Below are 20,433 nucleotides of genomic sequence, written 5' to 3'. Positions count from 1 at the left end.
ACGCTGAATTGGTGTTGTCAAAGCGTCATCTTCTAACACCTGCGCCCGGGGATGTCAAGAACAAGTCCGGCCCCGGGATATTCAATCGAAGGTGATGCGGTAGAAGAGATCGACGCCGCTTTCGTTCCCCATGGAGGACTCGAGCTGCCAGTGCCGATCGATTTCGTAGCGAACCCCGACCTGGCTCTGGTTGGAGAAGACCGATTGGCCGAAACTGATGTAAAGCTGGGGACTGAGGTACTTGCCGATGGTGACGATCGATTGGGTGGTTTCGCCGTTCCCGGTCTGCACGTCGATGACATCGATCCCCAGTTGGCGCTTGAGCCGGTCCTGCAGGACCACCGAATCTCCCTGGGAGAGGAGCGCGCCGGCTGCCACCAGCATCAGGTTCAGCTGGCCGCTGTCCCCCCCCAGCGGATGGCCAAGGACGATATAGGCGAGAATATCGGTATCAGGCATCGACGGTTCGGAATAGAGTTTCACCTGGGGGGCCCGGGGGGTGCCGGTCACGCGGACCCCGGCTTTCACCTCCTCCAGTTCCCGCAAGGCGAGGATATCGAGGTCCGGATCGGTCACCGGCCCTCCCGCGAAGACCACGCTCCCCCGCGTGATTGCCAGGCGCACCCCGTAGGAGGCATAGTCCCCCTCCGCGACCAGGATACGGCCCTGTCCGGTCAGGCTGCGGATATCGTTCCCCTGGACCAGGACTTCCCCGGTCAGGCGGGCATCGACCCCTTCGGCCTTGACCAGGACATGGTCGCCGAGACGAACCTTGACCTTGAGCGCCATCTCCAGTGCCAGCGGCGCCTGCTCCGTGGCCATGGCATCGACAATCACCAGGTCCTCGCTTGAGGTCACGGGCGCCTTGCCCTGGCGACCGCGAAAGAGCGCCTCGGGAACCAGGACGCTACCGGTCACCTTCAGGCGCCTGCCGTTACCGGCGATTTCGAGATCGGGATTGACCACCAGCTGCAGCTCGGGAAGATTGACGGCCTGCAGCTTGCTCCCCTGCACCACAAATCGATAATCGCCCGGGGTCCACCCCTTGAGGGCCACCTCGCCGTGACCGGTCACACTCCCCTCCCCCGAGGAAACCGTGAAATCCTCCACCAGCAACCGCTCGCCGGTCAGGCGCAGGCGTACCGAAGCGTCCCGCAACTGCACTCCGGCAGCGGGAAGATAGGCGCCGCCACTGCTGATCAGGGTGGTTCCGGTCAGCTCCGGCGCGTCCCAGGTACCGGCAAGGGCAAGCTGCAGACGCAACTCCCCCTTGCTTTCCTGGGCCAGCCCGGGAAAGAGGGAGCTGAACAAGCCGTCCTCGTTGAAACGACCGTCCAGGGTGGCCGCGAGTGCCCCCTGCCGATTCAGGCGCAACGGCCAACGGGCCGGCAAGGGGAGCTGCAACGTCCCCTGCAGCGAGCCCCGGGCGCCGAGTTTGACCGCCAGGTCGCCGGAGAGCGATTCGCCATTCCAACGCCAGTCAAGACCGACCGCCTGCAAGGGCGCGAAAACTTCACGATTACCGCTGCGCCAGCTGCAGCGACCGTCCTCCAGGTCCGCCCGGCCGCTCGCAGTCAGCGCCCCACCTGGCTCCCAGTTTCCCCGGCCGCTGACGGAGAGTACCCCGACAAGCTCCACCCCCTTCGGGATCCAGGCGCGCAGCAGGGCAAGATCAATCCCCTGGCCACTGAAAGCGACTTCCCCGCGCTGGGGCCAGGCGAGCCGGGCGGGTTCGGCAGAGTGCAGGTCGCCGATCAATTGGCCCCCGGTGGCCTCAGTCACCTCAAGATGGCCACGCAAACCGTCCTGGTCCCAGTCGAGACCAAGTTCGACGCGGGTCAGGGCGAGATGGATCTCTGCCGTATCGAGGACCGGTGTTCCCTGCACATCGAGATGCAGGGTCAGCGAGCGATCTTCCTGCCAGCTCGCCCGCCCGCTGCCGGAGCTGTGGCCGCTCAGTTGCAGCGCCTCGAACCAGGGGTTGAGCAGGGTAAGGTCGAAATTCTCCCAGGAACCGTCCACAACCCCACGCTCGGGCAGGGCAAGTTGCGGTAACAGTCGCGAGCTTACCAGGCCATTGCTGGTGCCGCGGGAACCAAGATCGACCTGCCAGCGCCCCTTCAGGCCGGCGGCCGACCAACTCAACTCGGCGTCCAGGCGATCGACATCGAGACGCTGCTCACCGTGAATCCAGGCCCCCGTGCCGGCAGCACGCCCATCCAGCGCCAGCAGGCTCCCATCCTGCCAGCGCAATGCGATCGAGCCGTCAGCGGCGCCGGAGAGGTCGGCATCCGCCAGCCAGGGGGCGAGCCAGCCGAGGGAAAATTGCCGGAGTTCCAGTTCCAGACTGCCATCGAGACGACCGAGGCGAAGCGCACCCTGACTGCTGAGCCGCTGTTCCCCCTCGCCCAGCAGCACCAGCTGCGTCCAGGCGATCCGGTCCTGGTTCAGGTCGAGCATTACCGGCTGCTGCAGCTGCCAGGTGCCGTATTGGTTGTCATGGGCATTCAGGGTGCGCAACTCGCCGCGCCAGGCACCCTCCTGCCACCCCCCGGCCAGCAACAGGTTGCTGTCCCCACCCGCCCAGCGGGCTGCCAGTTCCAGGCGGTGACGATCGATCCTTCCGGAGCCCTGGACCTGCAGGTTGTCCGCCGCCCATACCCCCCGGGAGAGTTGGCGGAGCATGGCCCCAAAGGCCATCTGGTTCTGCTCCGGCAACCATTCGCCATGCATTTGCAGTTCGGCAATCTGCCAGGGTCCGTAGGCGAGCTGGCGCCCTTCCGCGTGTGCCTTCCCCGCCCATCCCTGGTCCGGCTGCCAGTTCAGCCAACCCGCCAGGGTGCCGGCTCCGGTTGCACCCGCCAGCAGACCACCAATATCCTCAGCTTGCAGCGTCACATCGAGACGTTCTTGCAATCGCCCCTGCGCCGTGAGATTAAAACCATCTCCGCGCAACGCCAACTCGGCCAGTTCGATGGTAGTTCCGTCGTAGCGTCCCGTTATCCCCCCTTGCAACGGCCGGCCGAGCAGTTTACTCGGCAAAATTTCGGCCTGCCAACGTGCCTGCATCCAGGCATCCGCGGGGAAGTCAAGGCGGCCGCGCACCGCCAGATTGATCGAACCGGGCCAGTCGGCGGCGACCCGGGCCGGGTCGAGTCCGCCACCGTCGAGCTCGACGCTTACCGACGGGACTCCGTGCCAGTTGACGTCAATCCGCCCCTGTACCCCACCAGCAAGCCAGTCGGCCTGCAAGGCGCTCAATTCGATGCCGCTCCCACCACCGGCAAAATGCCCGCGCACCGCGAGTTCCTTCCACCCCGCAACGGCATTGACGAGGTCGAAATCGCCATGATACCCCTCCTTATCCACCCGACCTTGCAACCTGCCGGAGATGGTGGTGGCAAAGCGGGTTTCGGGCTGGAGATCGACCGCCTGCAGTTGCAGGTCGAGGTCCAGAACCGGCGCGCCATCGCGGCTAAAGCAGCGTGCAGAACCGGTCGCCCTCCCCGCTACCCCTTCCCGGCTCAGTTGCAGGTGGGGGAGTCGCAGTTCGTCGCGCCCCAGTTCGAGACTGGTGATAAGCTGCAGCTTCGGCTCGGCGCCCCAGGCGGCGGCCGCCCGCAGTTCCCCCCGCAAGGGCATTTCGGCATCGCCACCCAGCAGTTGCAGGTTGACCTCCCCACCGGGAACTCCGGCCAGTTGCCCGGCGGGGTCGGGCGCAAAGGTCACCTTCGCCTGGGCCCGACGACTGACAAGATTGGCCTCCAGGGTCATGCCGAGCTGTCCGTCGCCGCTTTCTAATTGCAAATCTGCAATTTTCAGCGTTTCCCCCGTCCAGCGTAACGCGCCATGCAGGCGCTTCAGCTCGTAGAGGGACGCTGCGCCGGAGCGAATGCGCAGTCGGTCGACGACCAGCGCATCGATGCGTGCCCTGACCCGCAGGGGCCAACCGTTCAACTGTGGCCAGGACCAGGCGTCCCGAGACCCATCCGGGACTGCCTTAACCTCCCCGTTGCCTGCAGCAAGGGTCACCTCAAGGTCATGCAGCACCAATCGGGCGATCCGCAATTCGCCGCGCACCATCCCGAAGGGCTGCCAGCGCAGTTCGAGACGATCGGCGCGGATCGATCCCTGCGGGCCGGTATAGGCAAGATCGGTCAACACCAGCTGATCTGCGAGCCGTCCCTCTGCCGCGGCAAAGGTCAGCTGCCCTGGCAGCAACCGGGTGCTGGTGGCAAGTACCCAGCGCGCCCCGCCGCTGCTCCAGCCGAGCCAGACGATGCCGGCCAGGGCCAGCAGCGTGAGCGTGGCCAGAAGAAACAGCCCTATGCGCCAGCCTCCCTTTACCATGCGAAACCCACGCTGATGTGAACCCGGAAGGCGCCGGTCGCTTCACCGACGCGCCGTGCCAGATCGAGATGGATCGGGCCGACCAGGGTGTAGTAACGCAGACCGAGACCGGCGCCCTGGGCCAGGGAAAGGTCGGCCAGCGAGTTGAAGGCGTTGCCGGCATCGTAAAAGGCGGCGACCCCCCAATTCTCTCCAATCGCCCGTTCCAGTTCGAGGCTCCCGACCAGCAACTGTTTCCCTCCGACCACTTCTCCGCTGGCATCGCGGGGACCGAGGGAGCGGTAGGCGTAACCACGCACGCTCTGGTCCCCACCGGCGAAAAATCGCAGTGAAGCCGGGATCTCGGCAAGACGATCGCTCTGCAGGGTCAGACCGCCTTCACCCCGGGCCAGGAACGAAAGGCGCCAGGGGAGCGGTACCAGCAGGGTGGTGTCGCCGAGAACCTGCAACAGTTTGGCGTCGGAGGCGAGGGCCGGGTGACTGCCACGCACTTCGAGGTTGAAACGATAGCCCTTTACCGGTCGCAGGGGGTCGGAAAAATTACGCAGGGTCAGCCGAAGGCCCGGAATCACCATCCGCGAGCGCTGGTCCGTCACCCCGATCTGGTAATGTTCCTGCTGGAGTCGCAGGAAGAGGGAGCCGAGGAGGTCACGACCGAGGCGTTCGATACGTTCCAGTTCGGCACTCACCTTGGAACTCTGGTAGGTGTCCGTCTCCTCGCGGTCGAAGTTGAGATGCAGGGCGGTAAGATTGTCCAGACCACTCGGGCTGGGAATCAGGTAATCGGCCCCGACGTTCTGTTTCAACTCGGAAAGGCCAGTCTCCAGTTTGAATTCGTGCCCACGATGAAAGATATTGACGTCCTGGTAGCGCAGCGAACCGCGCACCCCGGTATCGGTCCCGTAACCGAGACCGGGCCGCAACCGGCGGCGGTCGGCAGGAACCAGCTGGATGCCGACGGGGACCTCCTGGCCGACGGTAAACTCGCGCCGGGGGGTGATCAGCACTTCCCGGAAGCGATCGGAATCGAGAAAATTGAGCTGGGTCTGCCCGAGCAGCCGGTAGTGAAAGCGCTCTCCAGGATGAAAGGCGAGGTAGCGGCGCAGGAAGGGTTCGGGAAAATCGACATTGCCGTGAATCAATACCGGTCCGAAAAAGTAAAGCGGGCCGGTTTCCAGTTCCAGGCGAACGTCGGCGCGCCGATCGACGCGGGAGACGGCCAGCTGATGAACCGTAAAGGTCGCATCGAGATAACCGAGATCGATCGCCCTCGACTTGAGTGCACCCTTGCCGGCCTCGTAGTCTGGTTGCCGCAACACCGTGCCGGCCCGCAACGGAAAGGTAGCGACCATGCTGCGCAGCTTTGGCTCCTCGCGACCGGGCCCCCGCAGGACAACGTGGACAGTGGCCACCCTGACCGGCTCGCCGGCGGCCACATCTACCGCAAAACGGACCTTCCCCCCCCCGAGTTCCTTGAGTTCGACCGCCACCGTCGGGTCGAAATAGCCATAGGGTTCCAGGGCCGCACGTACCAGACCGGGCACCTGGCGACGGAAACGCTCCAGCCAGGGACGATCGAGATCGCCATTGCGGATCAACCCAACCGGGGGCGTGAGGGCAGCCTCGACATTGGCCAGCAGCTCGCCCTCCAGACCCTGGACCTGCACTTCCAGTTGGTCAGCGGCAAAAACCGGCGACGCGAGACTGAGAATCAGGATCATCCCGGAAACGATCCAGCAGGGTATGCCACTTCTGCAACTCTTCAGGGGAGAACTCCAAAATGGGCGGCCAGGGCCTCGCGGCGAAAGGCAAAGATTCCCTGCAACCGACGGGCGACCAGTAGTTGGTGCAGCCTCATGCTTCCTCCTCGGCAGGGAGCCGCTGGGGCCCGGCCAGCGGTTGCGTCCCGAGAGACGCGGCCAGCCCCTTCAGCATCCCCGAAAAAACAGGCCGGTGAAAGGGAGTGACCAGCCACCAGTAGAGGAGCCCCCAGAGACCCCGCGGGCGAAAGCGCGCCACCTGCAGCAGTTCGGTTCCGGCCGCCACCGGCCGCAGGGTAAATTCGAGGGAGGCTTCCCCGGGGAGCTTCATCTCGGCGACCAGGAGCAGGCGCTGCGGTGGTTCGAGGGCGGCGACGCGCCAGAAATCAAGGGCATCACCGACCTGCAGGGCCGCGGCGTCCCGGCGTCCGCGCCGCAAACCCACCCCTCCCAGCAGCCGGTCGATGGCGCCGCGTACCTCCCAGAGCCAGTCGGCGTAATACCAGCCGGTCGCCCCGCCGATCCGCGTCACCGCCGACCAGGCGACAGCCGGGGCAACCCCCAGCAGCATGCTCCGACCGTCCCGGAAGACCGTGCCGCCCGACCAGTGGGGATCGCCGGCCCGCCCCCACTCGGCGGGTGGCAAATTTCCGGCGTCGGTCCAGGAACTTTCCACTGCTTGATCCCGGACCTTCTGCAGGGCGAGGCGAATCGCCTCCCGGCAATCGAGGAGCTGCTGGGGGATGAGGGCGGCGAGGCGATCTTCCTGGCAGACGACCGGATTGCTCAGGCCTTCGGCGAGGGGACGGGCGAGGCTCGCCGGAACCGGCGTCACCAGGTGAATCCAGTAAGAGCTCAACCGCGGCGTCAGGACCGGGACCGGCAGGATCAGGCGCCGGCGCAGACCGGCCTCCTCAGCATAGATGGCCATCAGTTCGCGATAGGTGACTACCCTTTCCTGGCCGATGTCAAAGGTTGCACCGACCGTTTCCGGGACGGCAAGGCAGCCGACCAGGTAGCCGAGAACATTGCGGACCGCGATCGGCTGACAGGGGGTATTGATCCAGCGTGGCGTCACCATGACCGGCAGCCGCTCCACCAGGTATCGCAGGATCTCGAAGGAGGCGCTCCCCGAACCGATGATCATCGCTGCCCGCAGCACTGTCACCGGAACCGGCCCGGCTCCCAGCAGCGTCGCAACCTCCGCCCGGGACCGCAAATGCCGGCTCAATCCCGGATGGTCCTCCCCGAGTCCGCCGAGGTAGATGATCCGCCCGACTCCCGCGGCAGCTGCAGCGGCGGCGGTATGGCTGGCAGCATCCTGGTCGGCGCGGACAAAATCGCCATGGCCCGGCGCCATCGAGTGCACCAGGTAGAAGAGAGCCTTGCATCCTTGCAGGACGGCCTGCAGCGAGGCCGGCTGCAGGACATCGGCAGCGGCCAGTTCAAGGGCCGGATGGTTCGCCCAATTGCGGCCGCGCAGTTTCTCCAGGCTGCGCCCCAGGGCACGGACCCGGTAGCCGGCCGCCAGCAGCTGCGGAACCAGGCGCCCACCGATATAGCCGGTCGCCCCGAGCACCGCAATGGTTCCTCTCTCCTGCTCCATCGGTCTGCCTTGCAGCGGGGCTCCCCGCGCATCGTCGTTGTCGGAATTCCTGTTTAATTCTAAACCGCCAGGCTACGGTGGCAACCGCGCCCGCGAGGAGCGCGCTGTAGATTGCCGGGGGGAGATGGGAAAAGGGAGGGGAAGGAAGTTACTGGCCAAGGTCCCGCAGGAACTTGAGAACATCCTGGAGCGCCTTGTTCGCTTCCTGTTCGGCCCGAACGGTCGCATCCTCGGCGCGCCCTGCGGCCGCTTCGGCGCGCTGGCTGGCAGCCGCCGCGCGCTGAGCGGCAGCTTCGGCACGTCGGGCCGCCTCCTCGTTGCGCTGCGCTGCTGCTTCGTAACGTTCGGCGGCGGCGTCATTGCGCACCGCAGCGGCCTCGGCACGATCGGCGGCGGCAATCATCCGGTCCATCTGTGCCCGATCGGCGTCGGTCAATAGCAGGGACGGACACCCACCGAGACTGAGGGCCAACAGAATCATCGTGAAGGATTTCAACGGCCTGTATGTCATCAAACCAGTACTCCACTGGAAACCGGAACTCACATCTACCCGGGGTTCAACTCATCTGGCAACCGGCACCGGGCGCTTCTGGTCGAGCCAGGCAAAGGCCTTCCCCAGGGCCTGCCCCCGATGGCTGATCCGGTTTTTCACTTCGAGGGGCAACTCGGCCAGGGTCTTGCCATATTCCCGCACCAAAAAGAGAGGGTCGTAACCGAAACCGCCCTCCCCCCGCGGCGTTTCGAGGATCAGACCTTCGAGCCGTCCTTCGAAAGTATGGCACATCCCGTCCGCTTCACAAAGCGCGATGACGCAGCAGAACGCCGCGCCCCGGTCCCGCGCCGCGACCCCCTGCATTGCCTCCAGCAGCTTGCGGTTGTTGGCGTCGTCGTCGCTCGGTTCCCCGGCATAGCGCGCCGATTGGACGCCCGGGGCACCATCGAGGGCCGCGACCGTCAGCCCGGAATCGTCGGCCAGGGTCAGTCGCCCGCAGAAACGGGCGAGGCTGGCCGCCTTTTTGACGGCATTTTCGGCAAAGGTAGCCCCGTCTTCGACCACCTCCGGCGCGCCGGGAAACGCATCGAGCCCCAGCACCGCGATGCCGCGATCGGCGCAAAGGCGGCGAATCTCCCGCAGTTTCCCCTGATTTCCGGTGGCGACGACCAGTTCCATCACCCCTCCAGCGCCTGCTGCTGCAGCAGGCTCAGGCGACGGCAGCCCGCCAGGGCGAGATCACGCAGGCGATCGAGATCGGTGCTGCTGAATGGAGTCTCTTCAGCAGTCCCCTGGACCTCGACAAAGAGCCCGGAGGCGGTGATGACGAAGTTCATATCGACCTCGGCATGGGAGTCTTCGGCATAGTCAAGGTCGAGCAGGGGCCGACCCTCCACGATGCCGACACTGACGGCGGCGACGCTTTCCCGCAGCGGGTTCTGCTGGAGCAGGCCGCGGTCGAGCAGCCCCTGTACCGCATCTGCCAGGGCGACCCAGGCGCCGGTGATGGCGGCGGTGCGGGTGCCACCATCCGCCTGCAGCACATCGCAATCGATCTGGATGGTGCGTTCGCCGAGTCCCTGCAGGTCGATCACCGCCCGCAGCGAGCGGCCGATCAGGCGCTGGATTTCGTGGGTCCGGCCGCCGACCTTGCCCCGGGTCGACTCTCGCGGTGAGCGCGAGTGGGTCGCCCGCGGCAGCATGGCGTACTCGGCGGTCACCCAACCCCGGCCGCTGCCGCGGAGAAAGGGGGGAACCGACTCTTCGACGCTGGCGTTGCACAACACCCGGGTGGCGCCGAAACTGACGAGGACCGACCCTTCGGCATAGCGGGTGAAGTGACGTTCGAAATGGATCGGCCGCAGGCTGTCCATCGCCCTGCCTTCAGCGCGGAATCTGGCTTCAATTGACACGGTGTTCCTCCATGGTTTCCTGGCCGAAAGCGCGCAGGCCGGAAAAGAGCGCAGCGGTCAGGCTTTGGCGCGCGGCCGGGTCGGCCAGCCGTAGCCGGTCAGCGGGGTTGGAAAGGTAGCCAGCTTCGACCAGGACCGTCGGCAGGTCCCCGCGCCCGAGAGGTAGCAACGGCGCGGCGACGATGCCGGTTACCGGCAGGCCAGCCTGCCGCAGCGCCTCCTCGAGGAGGAGGGCCAGGCGCATGCTGTCACCGCCGGCGGCGGCAAGCAGTTTGCCATCGCGTTCCTCGGCCGGGCGAACAAAGAGGGTGATCCCCGCCGCGGCTGGACTGAAGGCGGCCTGAACATGCAACTGCAACAGGGCATCGACCTCGGGAGGGGTCGCCGCTTGCAGCCGCTGTTCGACGTTGAGCTGGTAGTCGGCGTCGCGGCTCAGGTAGACCGGGATGCCAAGCTGCATCTTCAGCTGTTTTTCGAGATCGCGGGCCAGGGCCAGGGTCAGATCCTTCTCCTTGAGCCCCCCGCCGAGAGAACCGGGATCCTGGCCGCCATGGCCGGGATCGAGGGCGACGCCGCGCAGGGCCGTTCCCTGGCGGGCTCCCTTTTTCTGCAGCAGAAAGGCAAACAGGCGGTCGAGGGAGCTCCCTTCCACCGGGGCCGCGGCCGGCGGCTGCAGGTTCCGGTAGTAGACCCGGCTGCCAAGGAGGTTGGCGAGGGGTCCGGTGACGAAATCTTCGGGTACCCGCAGGCGACCGTCGATGAATCGCGCCGGCTGCGAGATGGGGAGGAAGCTGTCGCCAAAGTTCAGGTAATGGCCGCCGGGGAAGAGGGTTGCCGTCCCCCGTGGGGTGCGCATGGCATAGGTATGCCGGACCGAATCCCAGTGGCCGCTCAGCCCGAGGGCGGGCAGGACATCGTCGAGGGGGAGAAAGGCGATGCCATCCTGGAGATAGACCTCGGTGATCACCTGGGGCGGTTGCCCCGCAAGGGCGAGCTCGGCAGCGGCCTGTACGGAAACGGGGACCAGAAGCAAAGGAAGGCAGAGAAGCGGTAGAAGGAGGCGCTGCATCGGGCAGTATTCCTGTGTCGCCGCGCAGGCGGCAACGGCAAAAGGCTTGGGACGAGTGACGATTTATACCTCGGCAGCCGCGGCGCTGTCAACGCCGCGGCTCAGGCCGGGATCAGGCGGCGGCCCCGCTGTATCGGCACCTGCAGGGTCTCGAGCAGTCGCCGGGTGAGGGTGGCTTCGAGCTCCTTCTGCACGGCCTTGTCGCCCTGCATCGGCACGATCTGGGCGCCGGCCGTCATGTTGTGCCCACCGGCGGTGCCAAGCTCGCCCACCACCTTGTGAATGACTTCACCGGCGACCACTTCGAAGCTGGCCGTGCGCAGGGAAAGGATTTCCCGCTCATTGAAACAGCCCATCCCCATCACCACCTCGACCCCCTCCATGCGCAGCAGGAAATCGGCCATCTCGGCGACGATATCGGGATTGTCGATCTGGTAGAGGTTGAAGACCAGTACCTGCTCGTAGATTCTGGCGTTCTCCAGCGCGAGGTTGAAGACGAAAAAATACTCCCGGGGCACCCGGGGGTGGCTGATTTCGTAAAGGATGCGGTTGTTGGAAAGGGGGAGCAGCTTGAGGTAGGCGTCGCGGTCGGCCCGATTCCATTCGCGGCCGAGGTCCTGGGTCTCGGTCTTGATGGCGTAATAGAGGATCGTCGCCAGCTTGGTTCCGATATAGACATCCTGACACTGCAGATATTCGAAGAGGATGGTCGCCGAGGCGCCGAAGTCTTCGCGGACATCGAACCAGCGGCAGCGGCGGGTCGCTTCACGCAACGGATGATGGTCGATGACAATATGAACTTCGCGATCTTCGGGATAGGAGTTGTTGCCGGTCCCCGGCTGGGTATCGACCATGCAGACCACGCCGTACTCCTCCAGGTCAATCTTCTCGATCGGCAGGGCGTCGATCTCCAGCTCGCGCACCATCACCCGGTTCTCGCCGCGACCGATGATGCCGCCGAAAGCGACGGTGGCCTCCACGTTGGTCTTCACCCAGAAGAGCTGCTTGAGGGCAAAGGCTGCCGCCAGCGAGTCCGGGTCCGGATTGTCGTGGGCAATGATCAGGATCTTCCCTTTGCCGCGAATCCAGTCGATGATCGCGGCGGAAAATTCGGCGGAACGGGCAAAATCAACAGCCATCCGTATCCTCTCTCTCCGGTAAATGAGCCAGCACTGCCAGAGCGGCGGCGACGGCAGCGCGGGGAGTCTCGGCAGCTTGCGCTCCCGGCAGGTGCGGCAAGGTGCCGAGGGTGAAGACCTGGCGACCGAGCTTGAGGCTCACGGCAATCTCCGACAGGGTGCCGTAACCCCCTTCGATGGCGATCAGCACCTCGGCGGTATGGGCAATCACCACGTTGCGCGCGTGGCCAAGGTCGGTGACGACCGGTAGCACCACCCAGGGGTTGGCACTGGCGGCCGCGGAACCGGGGAGGATGCCGAGCGTCAAGCCGCCCGCTTCCCGGGCGCCGCGACAGGCTGCCGCCATCACCCCGCCGAGACCGCCGCAGACCAGCACGGCGCCGGCGGCGGCGATGAGCCGCCCGACCTCGAAAGCGTCGGCATATCCTGCGGGGCTTGGCTCCGCGGCGCCGATCACGCCGATCCGCCGAGGCAGAGTATCTGCTGCCATGATCACAACCTGAACTTTCCGGCCGCGCCGGGCTTAGGGTCAGAGGTGGTGGGCGAAACGCTTCAGGAGCAGGCTGTTGGTGACCACCGAGAGACTCGAAAAGGCCATCGCCAGCCCGGCATACTCCGGTTGCAGGACGATACCGAAAGCCGGGTAGAGGACCCCCGCCGCAATCGGGATACCGATGACATTATAGGCAAAGGCCCAAAAGAGATTCTGGCGGATCTTGGTCAGGGTTTTGCGACCAAGGCGAATTCCCCGTTCGACATCCCGGACATCACCCTTGACCAGGATCAGATCGCCGGTTTCCTTGGCCACGTCGGTGCCGCTGCCGATGGCGATGCCGACGTCGGCCTGGGCCAGGGCCGGGGCGTCATTGATGCCGTCACCGACCATGCCGACCCGGTACCCCTGCTGCTGGTAGCGCTGCACCACCTGCTGTTTGTCGGCAGGCAGCACCTCGGCCTCGACCGTTTCGATCCCGAGCTCGGCGGCCACCGCCAGGGCGACCGGGCGCCGGTCGCCGCTGACCAGGACGGAGCGGATCCCGAGCCGTTGCAGCGCGGAGATGGTCGCTGCAGAACCCTCCTTGATGCTGTCCGCCAGCGCCAGGGCGCCAAGCAGGCGCCCGCCGCGGGCGACATAGACCAGCGATTCACCGCGCCGGGCATGGGCATCGCCATCCTCGGCCAGGGTATCGGTTTCGATCCCGGCCGCCTGGAGAAACCGGTTGCTGCCGACCAGCAGGGTCTCGCCGTCGAGGGTGCAGCGCAGGCCGTGTCCGCCCTGCTCTTCCACGTCGCTGACGACGGCCGGGGTGATCCCCGCCGTCGCCGCCCGGTTCACCACCGCCCGGGCAAGGGGATGATTGCTCACCGCCTCGGCAGCGGCAGCTGCCTGGAGCAATTCCCGGTCGTCGCTGCCGGCGGCAGGGAGCAATCCGGTCACTGCAAAGCGGCCCGTGGTCAGGGTACCGGTCTTGTCAAAGAGGAGCAGGTCCAGACCGGAGATATGTTCCAGCGCCGAGGCGCGCTTGATGAGAATGCCGGCGCCAAGGCCGATGGAACTGCCGACCATGATGGCGGTCGGGGTCGCAAGACCGAGAGCGCATGGGCAGGCGATCACCAGGACCGCGATCGCCATTTTGAAGGCGAACAGGAAACCGCTCCCCGCCCCCCAGTACCAGACCGCGAAGGTGAAGAGGGCGATCGCCACCACCGTCGGCACGAAGTAGTTGGAAACCTTGTCGGCAAGGCGCTGGATCGGGGCCTTGTCGACCTGGGCGTCCTCGACCAGGCGCACGATCTGGGCCAGGACCGTCTCCGCACCGACCCGGGTGGCGCGAATCGTCAGGCGGCCGCCGCAATTGATGGTCGCCCCGACGACGTCGCTCCCCACCGTCTTGGCGACCGGCAGCGCCTCGCCGCTGAGCATCGCCTCATCCACCGTCGACTCCCCGGCAGTGACCACGCCATCGACGGGGATTTTCTCGCCGGGACGAACCAGCAGCAGATCTCCGACCCGGACCTGGTCGAGGGGGACATCCTCCTCGTTGCCATCGCTGAGTCGCCGCGCCTGGTCCGGCTGCAGATTGAGCAGGGCGCGCAAGGCCGCCCCGGCCCGCCCCCGCGCCCGCGCTTCAAGCCACTTGCCAAAGCGGATAAAGGTGATCAGCATGGCGCCGGTTTCGAAAAAGACCGGACCGCTGAGGCCAAACAGGCCGAAGGTCGCCAGCAGCGAATAGCCGTAGGCGGCGCTGATCCCGAGGGCCACCAGGACATCCATGTTGGCGAAACGATTGCGCAGCGAAACCCAGGCGCCCCGGTAAAATGTGAGGCCGGCGCTGAACTGCACGATCGTCGCCAGGGCGAGGTTGAGGTAGATGGTGCTGGCGCCAAGGGGTTGCCACCACATCAGCGGCATGATCGGTGCGGAAAAAGCCGCCGCCAGCAGCAGCCAGCGCAGTTCGCGCCGCGCTTCATCCGCCTCCCGGCCGGCGTCCCGGGTCAGGCTGGCCTGGTAGCCGAGGCCGGCGACCCGGTCGATGATCGACTCCAGCGACTGGCTCCCGGCGGCATATTCAACAACCAGCTTCTCGGCGGCAAAGTTGACGTTCGCCCGGCGCACCCCCGGCAGCCTGGCGATTCCGCTCTCGATCGTCTGCGCACAATTGGCGCAATGCATTCCGGAGAGGTGCAACGTCGCCCGCCGGTCGTTGCCGGCGGCGACGGCGGCGGAAGCTTGATCGTTGGTCTTATCGGTCTCATGAGTCCTTTGGGATTCAGAGGACGCATGGGAACGAGGGTTTTCCTTCCCATCCGGGACCGTGAATCCGGCAGCGACAACGGCAGCGACCAGGTCCGGCCGGTTGCAGAGGGCTTTATCGACCGTGACCTTGGCGCACTTTTCTTCGCGGCTCACCGCCACGGCGGAGACGCCGGGCAACGCCTCCAGGGCGGTGGTCAGTTTGGCGACACACTTGCCGCATTTCATCCCGGCCACCGGAATATTCAGGGTCGCTGCCGCAGGCCGGTCTTCCTTCATGCAACAGTCTTTCTCCCGCCCAGCAGGCGGCGAAAGGCCGGAGTCCTGCGGATTTCGGCAAAATCCGGATCTTCCAGGGCGTCATCGAGAAAACGGTCATCGCCGGCAGCAGCCGCCGAGAGCGCGCGCACCGTCTCCCTGACCTTGCCCATCCGCGCCAGAACGCAGGCCCGGTTGTAATGGGCCAGGGGATAACGGGTGGTGCGGCCGAGAATGGCGTCAAAACAGGTCAGGGCCTCATCAAGCCGGCCGAGATCCATCAGGACATTCCCCTTGTTGTTGAGGGTATAGACCGACTCCGGGTCCCTGCGCAGGCTCTCTTCCAGCTCCTCCAGGGCCGCCTCGAGGTTCCCCTGTTTCTCCAGCAGCAGGGCGCGGTAGAAGGGGGTCTCCGGGCTCTCCGGCTCGATGCGGTCGGCGCTCGCCAACGCCTCAAGCCCTTCGGCGTAGCGCTCCTGCTGGCTGTGCAGGTTGGCGAGCTCTACCCAGGCCTCGAAAAACTCCGGATCGATTTCGAGGGCACGGCGGTACTCGGCCAGGGCCTCCTCCTCTTCACCAAGCCGGGCGAGGGAGAGACCGCAGTTGTAGTGATAGGTGGCAACGTCCCCTTCCCGGGCGATGGCGCGCCGGTAATGCTCGAGCGCTTCCCGGTCCTGGCCGGTCCCGGCGAGGGCGTAACCGAGGCCATTGAGACTCGGCGCATCGCCGGGATTGTGTTCGAGAGCGAGCAGAAAGCTTGCCACCGCCTCCTGGTAGCGGCCAAGGCGGTTGAGGGCATACCCCTTGTTATAGAAGGCATCGGGGCTGTCCGGAAGCCGGCGCAAGGCCTCGTCGTACATCGCCAGAGCTTCCTCGGTCTGCCCCAGTTCATCGAGGGTGTTGCCGAGATTGATATAGGCTTCGGGGAAATCGGGCTGCAATTCGAGGGAGCGGCGGAAATGTTTCAGTGCGGCCTCAAGATCGCCTAGCCGCTCAAGCAGGACCCCGTAGTTGTGGTGGATGGCTCCATTCTTCGGGTCAAAACGCAAGGCATTGCGATAAAGGCCGAGGGCCTTGGTCTCGTCATCGAGGTTGGCTGCGGCTACGGCACAGAGGTTGAGAGCCTCGATATCCAGGGGGTAGGATTCGAGGTATTCTTCAGCAAGATCAAGAGCGGTCTCGTCTTCCCCCCGGTCCAGGGCGGCCTGAGCCAGCTCGAGCTTCTCGGCATCGTCCTCGTCATCAAGATAATCGTCGAATTCGTCTTCCATAGTGACTCCCGATCGGAAATTGGCGAATGACCCGTCAGGTCCGGTCACTCGGGGCGGCCACTATAACAGATTCGCCTAGCCGATGCACCCGCCAAGGACGGGTCAGGGGCGTTCAGCCCCTGGAAACCCCGGGAGCACCGCTGGCGCGCAGTTCAGCCACACTCTTCCCCCCGACTCCCCAGGATTCCGGCGCGATTTCATCAATGACGACCTGGGTGCTGGCCGGGTTCTTGTCGAGAATTCGCACCAGCAGTTCGGTGATCCCTGCGATCAGCTGCTCTTTCTGTTCGCGGCTGGCGCCGGTGGTGATTCTGACATTGACATAAGGCATGGGAACCTCCCGGATCAAAGGATGGCGGCAAACCTCCGCACTTCTCCATCAGTCTACTCTTTAGCCCCCTCCCTGCCAAGTATCCCGGCGTTGAGGGCAAGGCGATCAGGAGCGGGGGAGCGTCGGGCGCCACAGCCGCGCCAGCAGTGCGGTCAGGCCGATGGCAATCAGCAGCCGCACCCCGAGCATGATCCAGCCATTGCCGCCGATGACGACAAAGACCAGGGTGTCCTCGACCACCGCATGACAGGTCGCCAGAAAAAGCCCCATCAGGAAGAGCTCCCGCCGGGGCAGGCGCTTTTCCTGGGCGACCCGGATGATGATACCGGCGCCGTAGGCGATGCCGAGGAAGATGCCGGTAAAGAGGGGGATGGCGGCGTCCCGGGTCAGTCCCATGCCGCGCATCAGCGGATCGACCGCACCCCCGGCGCGCCGAAAGACGGGGAGGTAGCGCAGAACTTCGAAAATGGTCACCAGTGGCACGATGATCAGCACCAGCTTCAGGGAGAGCTTGCCGGCCCCGAGCAGGGCAAGAAGAAACGCGTCCATCAGGCCACCCACAGGCGATGGGCCAGTTCGAGCAGGCCGCCGGTGACAAAGGCAATGGCGAGCCGGCACAGGGTGAGCAGGCCGCCGCGGGCGCCGGTACTACCGAGTACGCCCCCTTCGAGGAGGAGGTTGTGGGCGATCCCCATCATCAGGCCGCACTGGGTCACCTGCCAGGGGGTCAAATCGAGGGGCGCCATCACCGCAATCGCCGCATAGAGGTTGAGCAGAAAGGCGGCCATGAAGGCGAAGGCGGCTTCGCCGGGCAGGCCGAATAATTTCATCAGCGGCGCAAAGAGGGCGCCGAGAAAATCGACCAGCGGTGATTCCTTGAGGAGGTCGACCACCACATAGAGAGGGAGCACGAAGCGGATCAGCTTCCAGGAGGTCTGCAGGCCGCTGCGAATCCCGATATTCAACCGCGTCCGCAGCGCCGGAATGGCCGGTTCGAGGGTCGTCATAATGTTCCCTGCCCCTTCAGCAATTGACTTCGATGTGACTGCTCATTATAGTGGCACGCCATGAGGGATATCTTTCTTGCCGATGCACATCTGCGCCACCCCGATGACCCGTCGTACCGGCGGCTGCTTGCCTTTCTGGCCGAGCAACGCGGCCAGGTACGCACCCTCTACCTGCTGGGCGACATCTTCGACTTCTGGCTCGGCTTTCGCCACACCGTCTACGCGGCGCACGTCCCGCTGCTGGCGGAACTGCGCAAATTGCACGAGGCCGGCACCGAACTGGTCTGCGTCGAAGGAAACCACGACTTTCATCTTGGCCCCTACTTCAGCGCGGAACTCGGTGCGAGGATCCTGCCCGATGGCGGAGCCGTCGCGATCGACGGTCAGCAAATTTACCTTGCCCATGGCGACCTGGTCAACGCCGGCGACCGCGGCTACCGCCGCCTGCGCCGGCTGTTACGCAGCCCCCTGATTCGCGCCCTGGCGCAGGTGGTGCACCCGGATTGGACCTGGGTGGTCTACCGCTGGCTGGAGGCTCGCAGCATTGCCGGCAAACCAGCGAAAGTGGATCGCCAGCTCCCCCTCGACCTGCTGCGTCGTCACGCCAGGGAGCGCTTCGCTGCCGGCTGCCAGGTCGTGATCACCGGCCACTTCCATATTCCGCATCACGAAACAACCGCCGCAGGGACCCTCTTGTCCCTCGGCGGCTGGTTGGAGCAGTCGGCCTATGCTGTCGTCGAAGACGGCCGCTTCACCCTGATGACTTACTGAGCTCCCTCCTCCGCGCGCCGCACCAGCTCACCAATCGACACCCCTTCCAGCGCCTCCTCCTGGACCTTTTCCAGCTGCGCCACCAGTTGACGGACGATATCCCGTTCCGGGCGCTCCCGCTGCAGGAATTCGATGCCATCGCTGCGCAGGCTCCGCAATACGGTAAAGGCGGCAAGACTCTCCGGCGCCTGCGCCGGTTGGTAGCGGTCCTGATCCTCCCCCTGCACCACCGTGAGAAACCCGAGTCGCACCAGGTCATTGAGCGTGCTGCGTGCCAGCCGCGGCGGCAGGTCGAGCTCCTCGCCGATCTCTTCCTGGGTCCGGGCTTCTTCGCCGCGCAGGAATGCCCCAAAAATAATCAGGAGTACGGCCAGGGAGACCCGCTCACGACTGGTAAAGTTGACCTTGCCGCCGTGGATTTCCTGGCGGATGGTCTTCAGGTTTTGCGAGGCATAGGTCACTTCGAGGCCGAGCAGGACGATCAGCCAGGAGAGATAGATCCAGACCATGAAGATCGGCAGGGCCGCCATCGTTCCATAGATGGCGTTGTAGCGGCCGACGCCGACCTGGAAATGAACATAGCCAAATTGCCCCAGTTGCCAGAGGGTGCCACCGACAATGCCGCCAATGAGGGCGGAACGGATCTGCACCTTGATGTTCGGCATGAAGACATAGAGAAAGGTAAACGCCGCCCACATCGCCACGTAGGGGAGCACTTTAAAGAGGAAGAGGATCAGTGGGCCGATGTACGCCAGGTTCATCAGGTGCTGCAGGAAGCCCTGGGTTTGCAGGGTAGCGGTCATCGAAACGGCGGCCAGGAGTAAGATCGGGCCGAAGATGACGACGGAAAAGTAATCGGAAAAGCGCCGCATCAGGCTGCGCGTCTCCCGGACCCCCCAGATGTGGTTGAAGCTCTCCTCAATATTGGAGAGGAGGGCGAGAACCGTCAGAATCAGGGCAACGAGACCGACCGTTCCGAGGCGGCCGACGTTGGTGTTGTCGATATAGGTGATGATATTGTCGACGATCTCCTCGGACCCAACGGCGATCCGCTCGAGGATCATCGGCTCCAGGCTGTTCTGCACCCCGAACCCCTTGAGGACGGAGAACATCAGGGCCAGCAGCGGCACGATCGAGAGAAGAGTGGTGTAGGTCAGGGCCGAAGCGCGCAGCATGCAGCGATCGGCAATAAAATCCCGTACCACCAGGGTCGCCAGCTGCAGCGGGTGGAGAAGGATATGGCGCCCGCGACCGAGTTTTTTGGGATCGACCTCCCATAGCCCTTTGCTGAAAAACTGGCGGAGGTCCCGCCAGCGTTGACCTGAAATCATCGCTGCTGCCCTCGTTTCAGAATTTGTTGCACCATCATAAGAAAAGCCCACCCTGCGGTGGGCTTTTCAGCAACCCGATTACGCCGGTTTCGACTTTCCGGCCCGCTCGGCCTCGACCGCTTCCTTGCCGGCCTTGATCGCCGCCTGGACCAGTTCCTTCTTCGCTTCAAGAAGTTCCTTGCCCTCCTCGACCGCCTCCTTGACCCGCGACTCCGCGTCTTCGGCAAGCTTGCCGAGGCGGTCCCGGGTTTCGTCGGCCAGGTCCCGGATCCGGTTACGGGTTTCTTCGCCGGAGCGGGGCGCTGTCAGCAGTGCCAGACCACCGCCGATGGCGGCCCCAAGCACAAACGCCAGGAATACCGATGCAACTCCCGAGTCCCTGCAATCATCAGCCATGATTCAACCTCCCTTTTCCTGGAGACCCTTGAGAATGACTTTGCTGGCCGCCCGGATCCCCAGCCAGAGACCGGCCGCATTGCCCGCGTAGCGAGCCATGTCACGATGGAAAAAACTGTTGACGCTGTGGATCGAATCCCCGACCTCGCCCAACGACTCGAGAAGCGTTCCGGCCCGGCCCGCCCCGGCTTCGACCTGCGCCGAAGCCCGGTTGAGACGCTCGGAAGCCTCGCGGAATTCCCGCAGGGTCGGAATCAGTTCGCGGCGCAGCTCGGCCAGCAGCGCATCGGCTTCACTGGCAGTGCGCTTCAGCTGCAGCAGCAAGGGAACGAGTGCCGCCGCGATGACGAGAAAGACTACGGTAATGATCAGGACAAAGATATCGATCTGGACAGACATGCATCCTCCTCGGCGTTACCGACCCTTGAGCGGGCTTGCCCCTAAATTAGAGCACAATCCGCATCGGATGCAATATCGCAATCAG

At 64.9% G+C, this 20,433-nt stretch carries 18 protein-coding genes; 1 reads left to right on the top strand and 17 read right to left on the bottom strand.

Annotation, left to right across the window (positions count from 1 at the left end):
- Positions 1 to 81: 81 nt before the first annotated feature.
- The 14 genes from ACYQ8E_RS02290 to ACYQ8E_RS02225 form a co-directional block, all read right to left on the bottom strand.
- The gene (locus ACYQ8E_RS02290) at positions 82 to 4,350 is read right to left on the bottom strand and encodes a translocation/assembly module TamB domain-containing protein (RefSeq protein WP_066726600.1); all 4,269 of its coding nucleotides are present in this window, start codon (positions 4,348 to 4,350) and stop codon (positions 82 to 84) included.
- A complete protein-coding gene (locus tag ACYQ8E_RS02285) occupies positions 4,344 to 6,071 on the bottom strand; it encodes an autotransporter assembly complex protein TamA (protein ID WP_066726597.1) in 1,728 nt (575 codons plus the stop codon). Before ACYQ8E_RS02285 ends, ACYQ8E_RS02290 begins: the two co-directional genes overlap by 7 nt.
- 133 nt (positions 6,072 to 6,204) lie before the next feature.
- Positions 6,205 to 7,716 (bottom strand): SDR family oxidoreductase, encoded by a 1,512-nt coding sequence (locus ACYQ8E_RS02280; protein ID WP_459860012.1) that lies wholly within the window; start codon positions 7,714 to 7,716, stop codon positions 6,205 to 6,207.
- Positions 7,717 to 7,864: 148 nt separating this feature from the next.
- Positions 7,865 to 8,227 carry a hypothetical protein gene (locus ACYQ8E_RS02275; protein ID WP_459860011.1) on the bottom strand — a complete coding sequence of 121 codons (363 nt, stop codon included), beginning with the start codon at positions 8,225 to 8,227 and terminating at the stop codon, positions 7,865 to 7,867.
- Positions 8,228 to 8,278: 51 nt separating this feature from the next.
- The gene (locus ACYQ8E_RS02270; protein WP_066726590.1) at positions 8,279 to 8,887 is read right to left on the bottom strand and encodes an XTP/dITP diphosphatase; all 609 of its coding nucleotides are present in this window, start codon (positions 8,885 to 8,887) and stop codon (positions 8,279 to 8,281) included.
- Positions 8,887 to 9,621, bottom strand: coding sequence for a ribonuclease PH (gene rph / locus ACYQ8E_RS02265; RefSeq protein ID WP_335339867.1), 735 nt, complete (start codon positions 9,619 to 9,621; stop codon positions 8,887 to 8,889). The genes ACYQ8E_RS02270 and rph overlap by 1 nt, the downstream gene beginning before the upstream one ends.
- Entirely contained in the window at positions 9,611 to 10,690 is a 1,080-nt protein-coding gene (locus ACYQ8E_RS02260) for an N-acetylmuramoyl-L-alanine amidase (protein WP_066726583.1), read from the bottom strand. The genes rph and ACYQ8E_RS02260 overlap by 11 nt, the downstream gene beginning before the upstream one ends.
- A gap of 101 nt (positions 10,691 to 10,791) precedes the next feature.
- Positions 10,792 to 11,829: a DHH family phosphoesterase gene (locus ACYQ8E_RS02255; RefSeq protein WP_066726582.1), complete on the bottom strand. Its 1,038-nt coding sequence runs from the start codon at positions 11,827 to 11,829 to the stop codon at positions 10,792 to 10,794.
- Positions 11,819 to 12,319 (bottom strand): TIGR00725 family protein, encoded by a 501-nt coding sequence (locus ACYQ8E_RS02250; protein ID WP_066726578.1) that lies wholly within the window; start codon positions 12,317 to 12,319, stop codon positions 11,819 to 11,821. The genes ACYQ8E_RS02255 and ACYQ8E_RS02250 overlap by 11 nt, the downstream gene beginning before the upstream one ends.
- 39 nt (positions 12,320 to 12,358) lie before the next feature.
- Complete coding sequence (locus ACYQ8E_RS02245; protein WP_066726573.1) at positions 12,359 to 14,863, bottom strand: heavy metal translocating P-type ATPase; 2,505 nt, start codon at positions 14,861 to 14,863, stop codon at positions 12,359 to 12,361.
- The gene (locus tag ACYQ8E_RS02240; RefSeq protein ID WP_066726572.1) at positions 14,860 to 16,113 is read right to left on the bottom strand and encodes a tetratricopeptide repeat protein; all 1,254 of its coding nucleotides are present in this window, start codon (positions 16,111 to 16,113) and stop codon (positions 14,860 to 14,862) included. The genes ACYQ8E_RS02245 and ACYQ8E_RS02240 overlap by 4 nt, the downstream gene beginning before the upstream one ends.
- 112 nt (positions 16,114 to 16,225) lie before the next feature.
- Entirely contained in the window at positions 16,226 to 16,444 is a 219-nt protein-coding gene (locus tag ACYQ8E_RS02235; RefSeq protein WP_066726571.1) for a tautomerase family protein, read from the bottom strand.
- A gap of 105 nt (positions 16,445 to 16,549) precedes the next feature.
- Positions 16,550 to 16,993, bottom strand: coding sequence for a nucleoside recognition domain-containing protein (locus tag ACYQ8E_RS02230; RefSeq protein WP_066726570.1), 444 nt, complete (start codon positions 16,991 to 16,993; stop codon positions 16,550 to 16,552).
- On the bottom strand, positions 16,993 to 17,451 hold the full coding sequence (locus ACYQ8E_RS02225) for a nucleoside recognition domain-containing protein (protein WP_066726569.1): 459 nt from the start codon (positions 17,449 to 17,451) through the stop codon (positions 16,993 to 16,995). The genes ACYQ8E_RS02230 and ACYQ8E_RS02225 overlap by 1 nt, the downstream gene beginning before the upstream one ends.
- A 60-nt stretch (positions 17,452 to 17,511) precedes the next feature.
- Between ACYQ8E_RS02225 and ACYQ8E_RS02220 the strand changes: the two genes are divergently transcribed.
- A complete protein-coding gene (locus tag ACYQ8E_RS02220; RefSeq protein ID WP_066726567.1) occupies positions 17,512 to 18,222 on the top strand; it encodes a UDP-2,3-diacylglucosamine diphosphatase in 711 nt (236 codons plus the stop codon).
- Here ACYQ8E_RS02220 and ACYQ8E_RS02215 read toward each other — a convergent pair.
- The 3 genes from ACYQ8E_RS02215 to ACYQ8E_RS02205 all read right to left on the bottom strand — a co-directional run bounded on the left by ACYQ8E_RS02215 (position 18,216) and on the right by ACYQ8E_RS02205 (position 20,348).
- Positions 18,216 to 19,553: a YhjD/YihY/BrkB family envelope integrity protein gene (locus ACYQ8E_RS02215; RefSeq protein WP_066726565.1), complete on the bottom strand. Its 1,338-nt coding sequence runs from the start codon at positions 19,551 to 19,553 to the stop codon at positions 18,216 to 18,218. The genes ACYQ8E_RS02220 and ACYQ8E_RS02215 overlap by 7 nt on opposite strands.
- A 78-nt stretch (positions 19,554 to 19,631) precedes the next feature.
- Positions 19,632 to 19,949 (bottom strand): YtxH domain-containing protein, encoded by a 318-nt coding sequence (locus ACYQ8E_RS02210; RefSeq protein WP_066726563.1) that lies wholly within the window; start codon positions 19,947 to 19,949, stop codon positions 19,632 to 19,634.
- A gap of 3 nt (positions 19,950 to 19,952) precedes the next feature.
- Positions 19,953 to 20,348 carry a DUF948 domain-containing protein gene (locus tag ACYQ8E_RS02205; RefSeq protein WP_066726561.1) on the bottom strand — a complete coding sequence of 132 codons (396 nt, stop codon included), beginning with the start codon at positions 20,346 to 20,348 and terminating at the stop codon, positions 19,953 to 19,955.
- Positions 20,349 to 20,433: the final 85 nt, after the last annotated feature.

It is taken from the genome of Desulfuromonas carbonis (assembly GCF_054658035.1).
The sequence above is the reverse complement of the archived record's forward strand: the minus strand, read 5'-3'. Positions and strand labels throughout refer to the sequence as shown.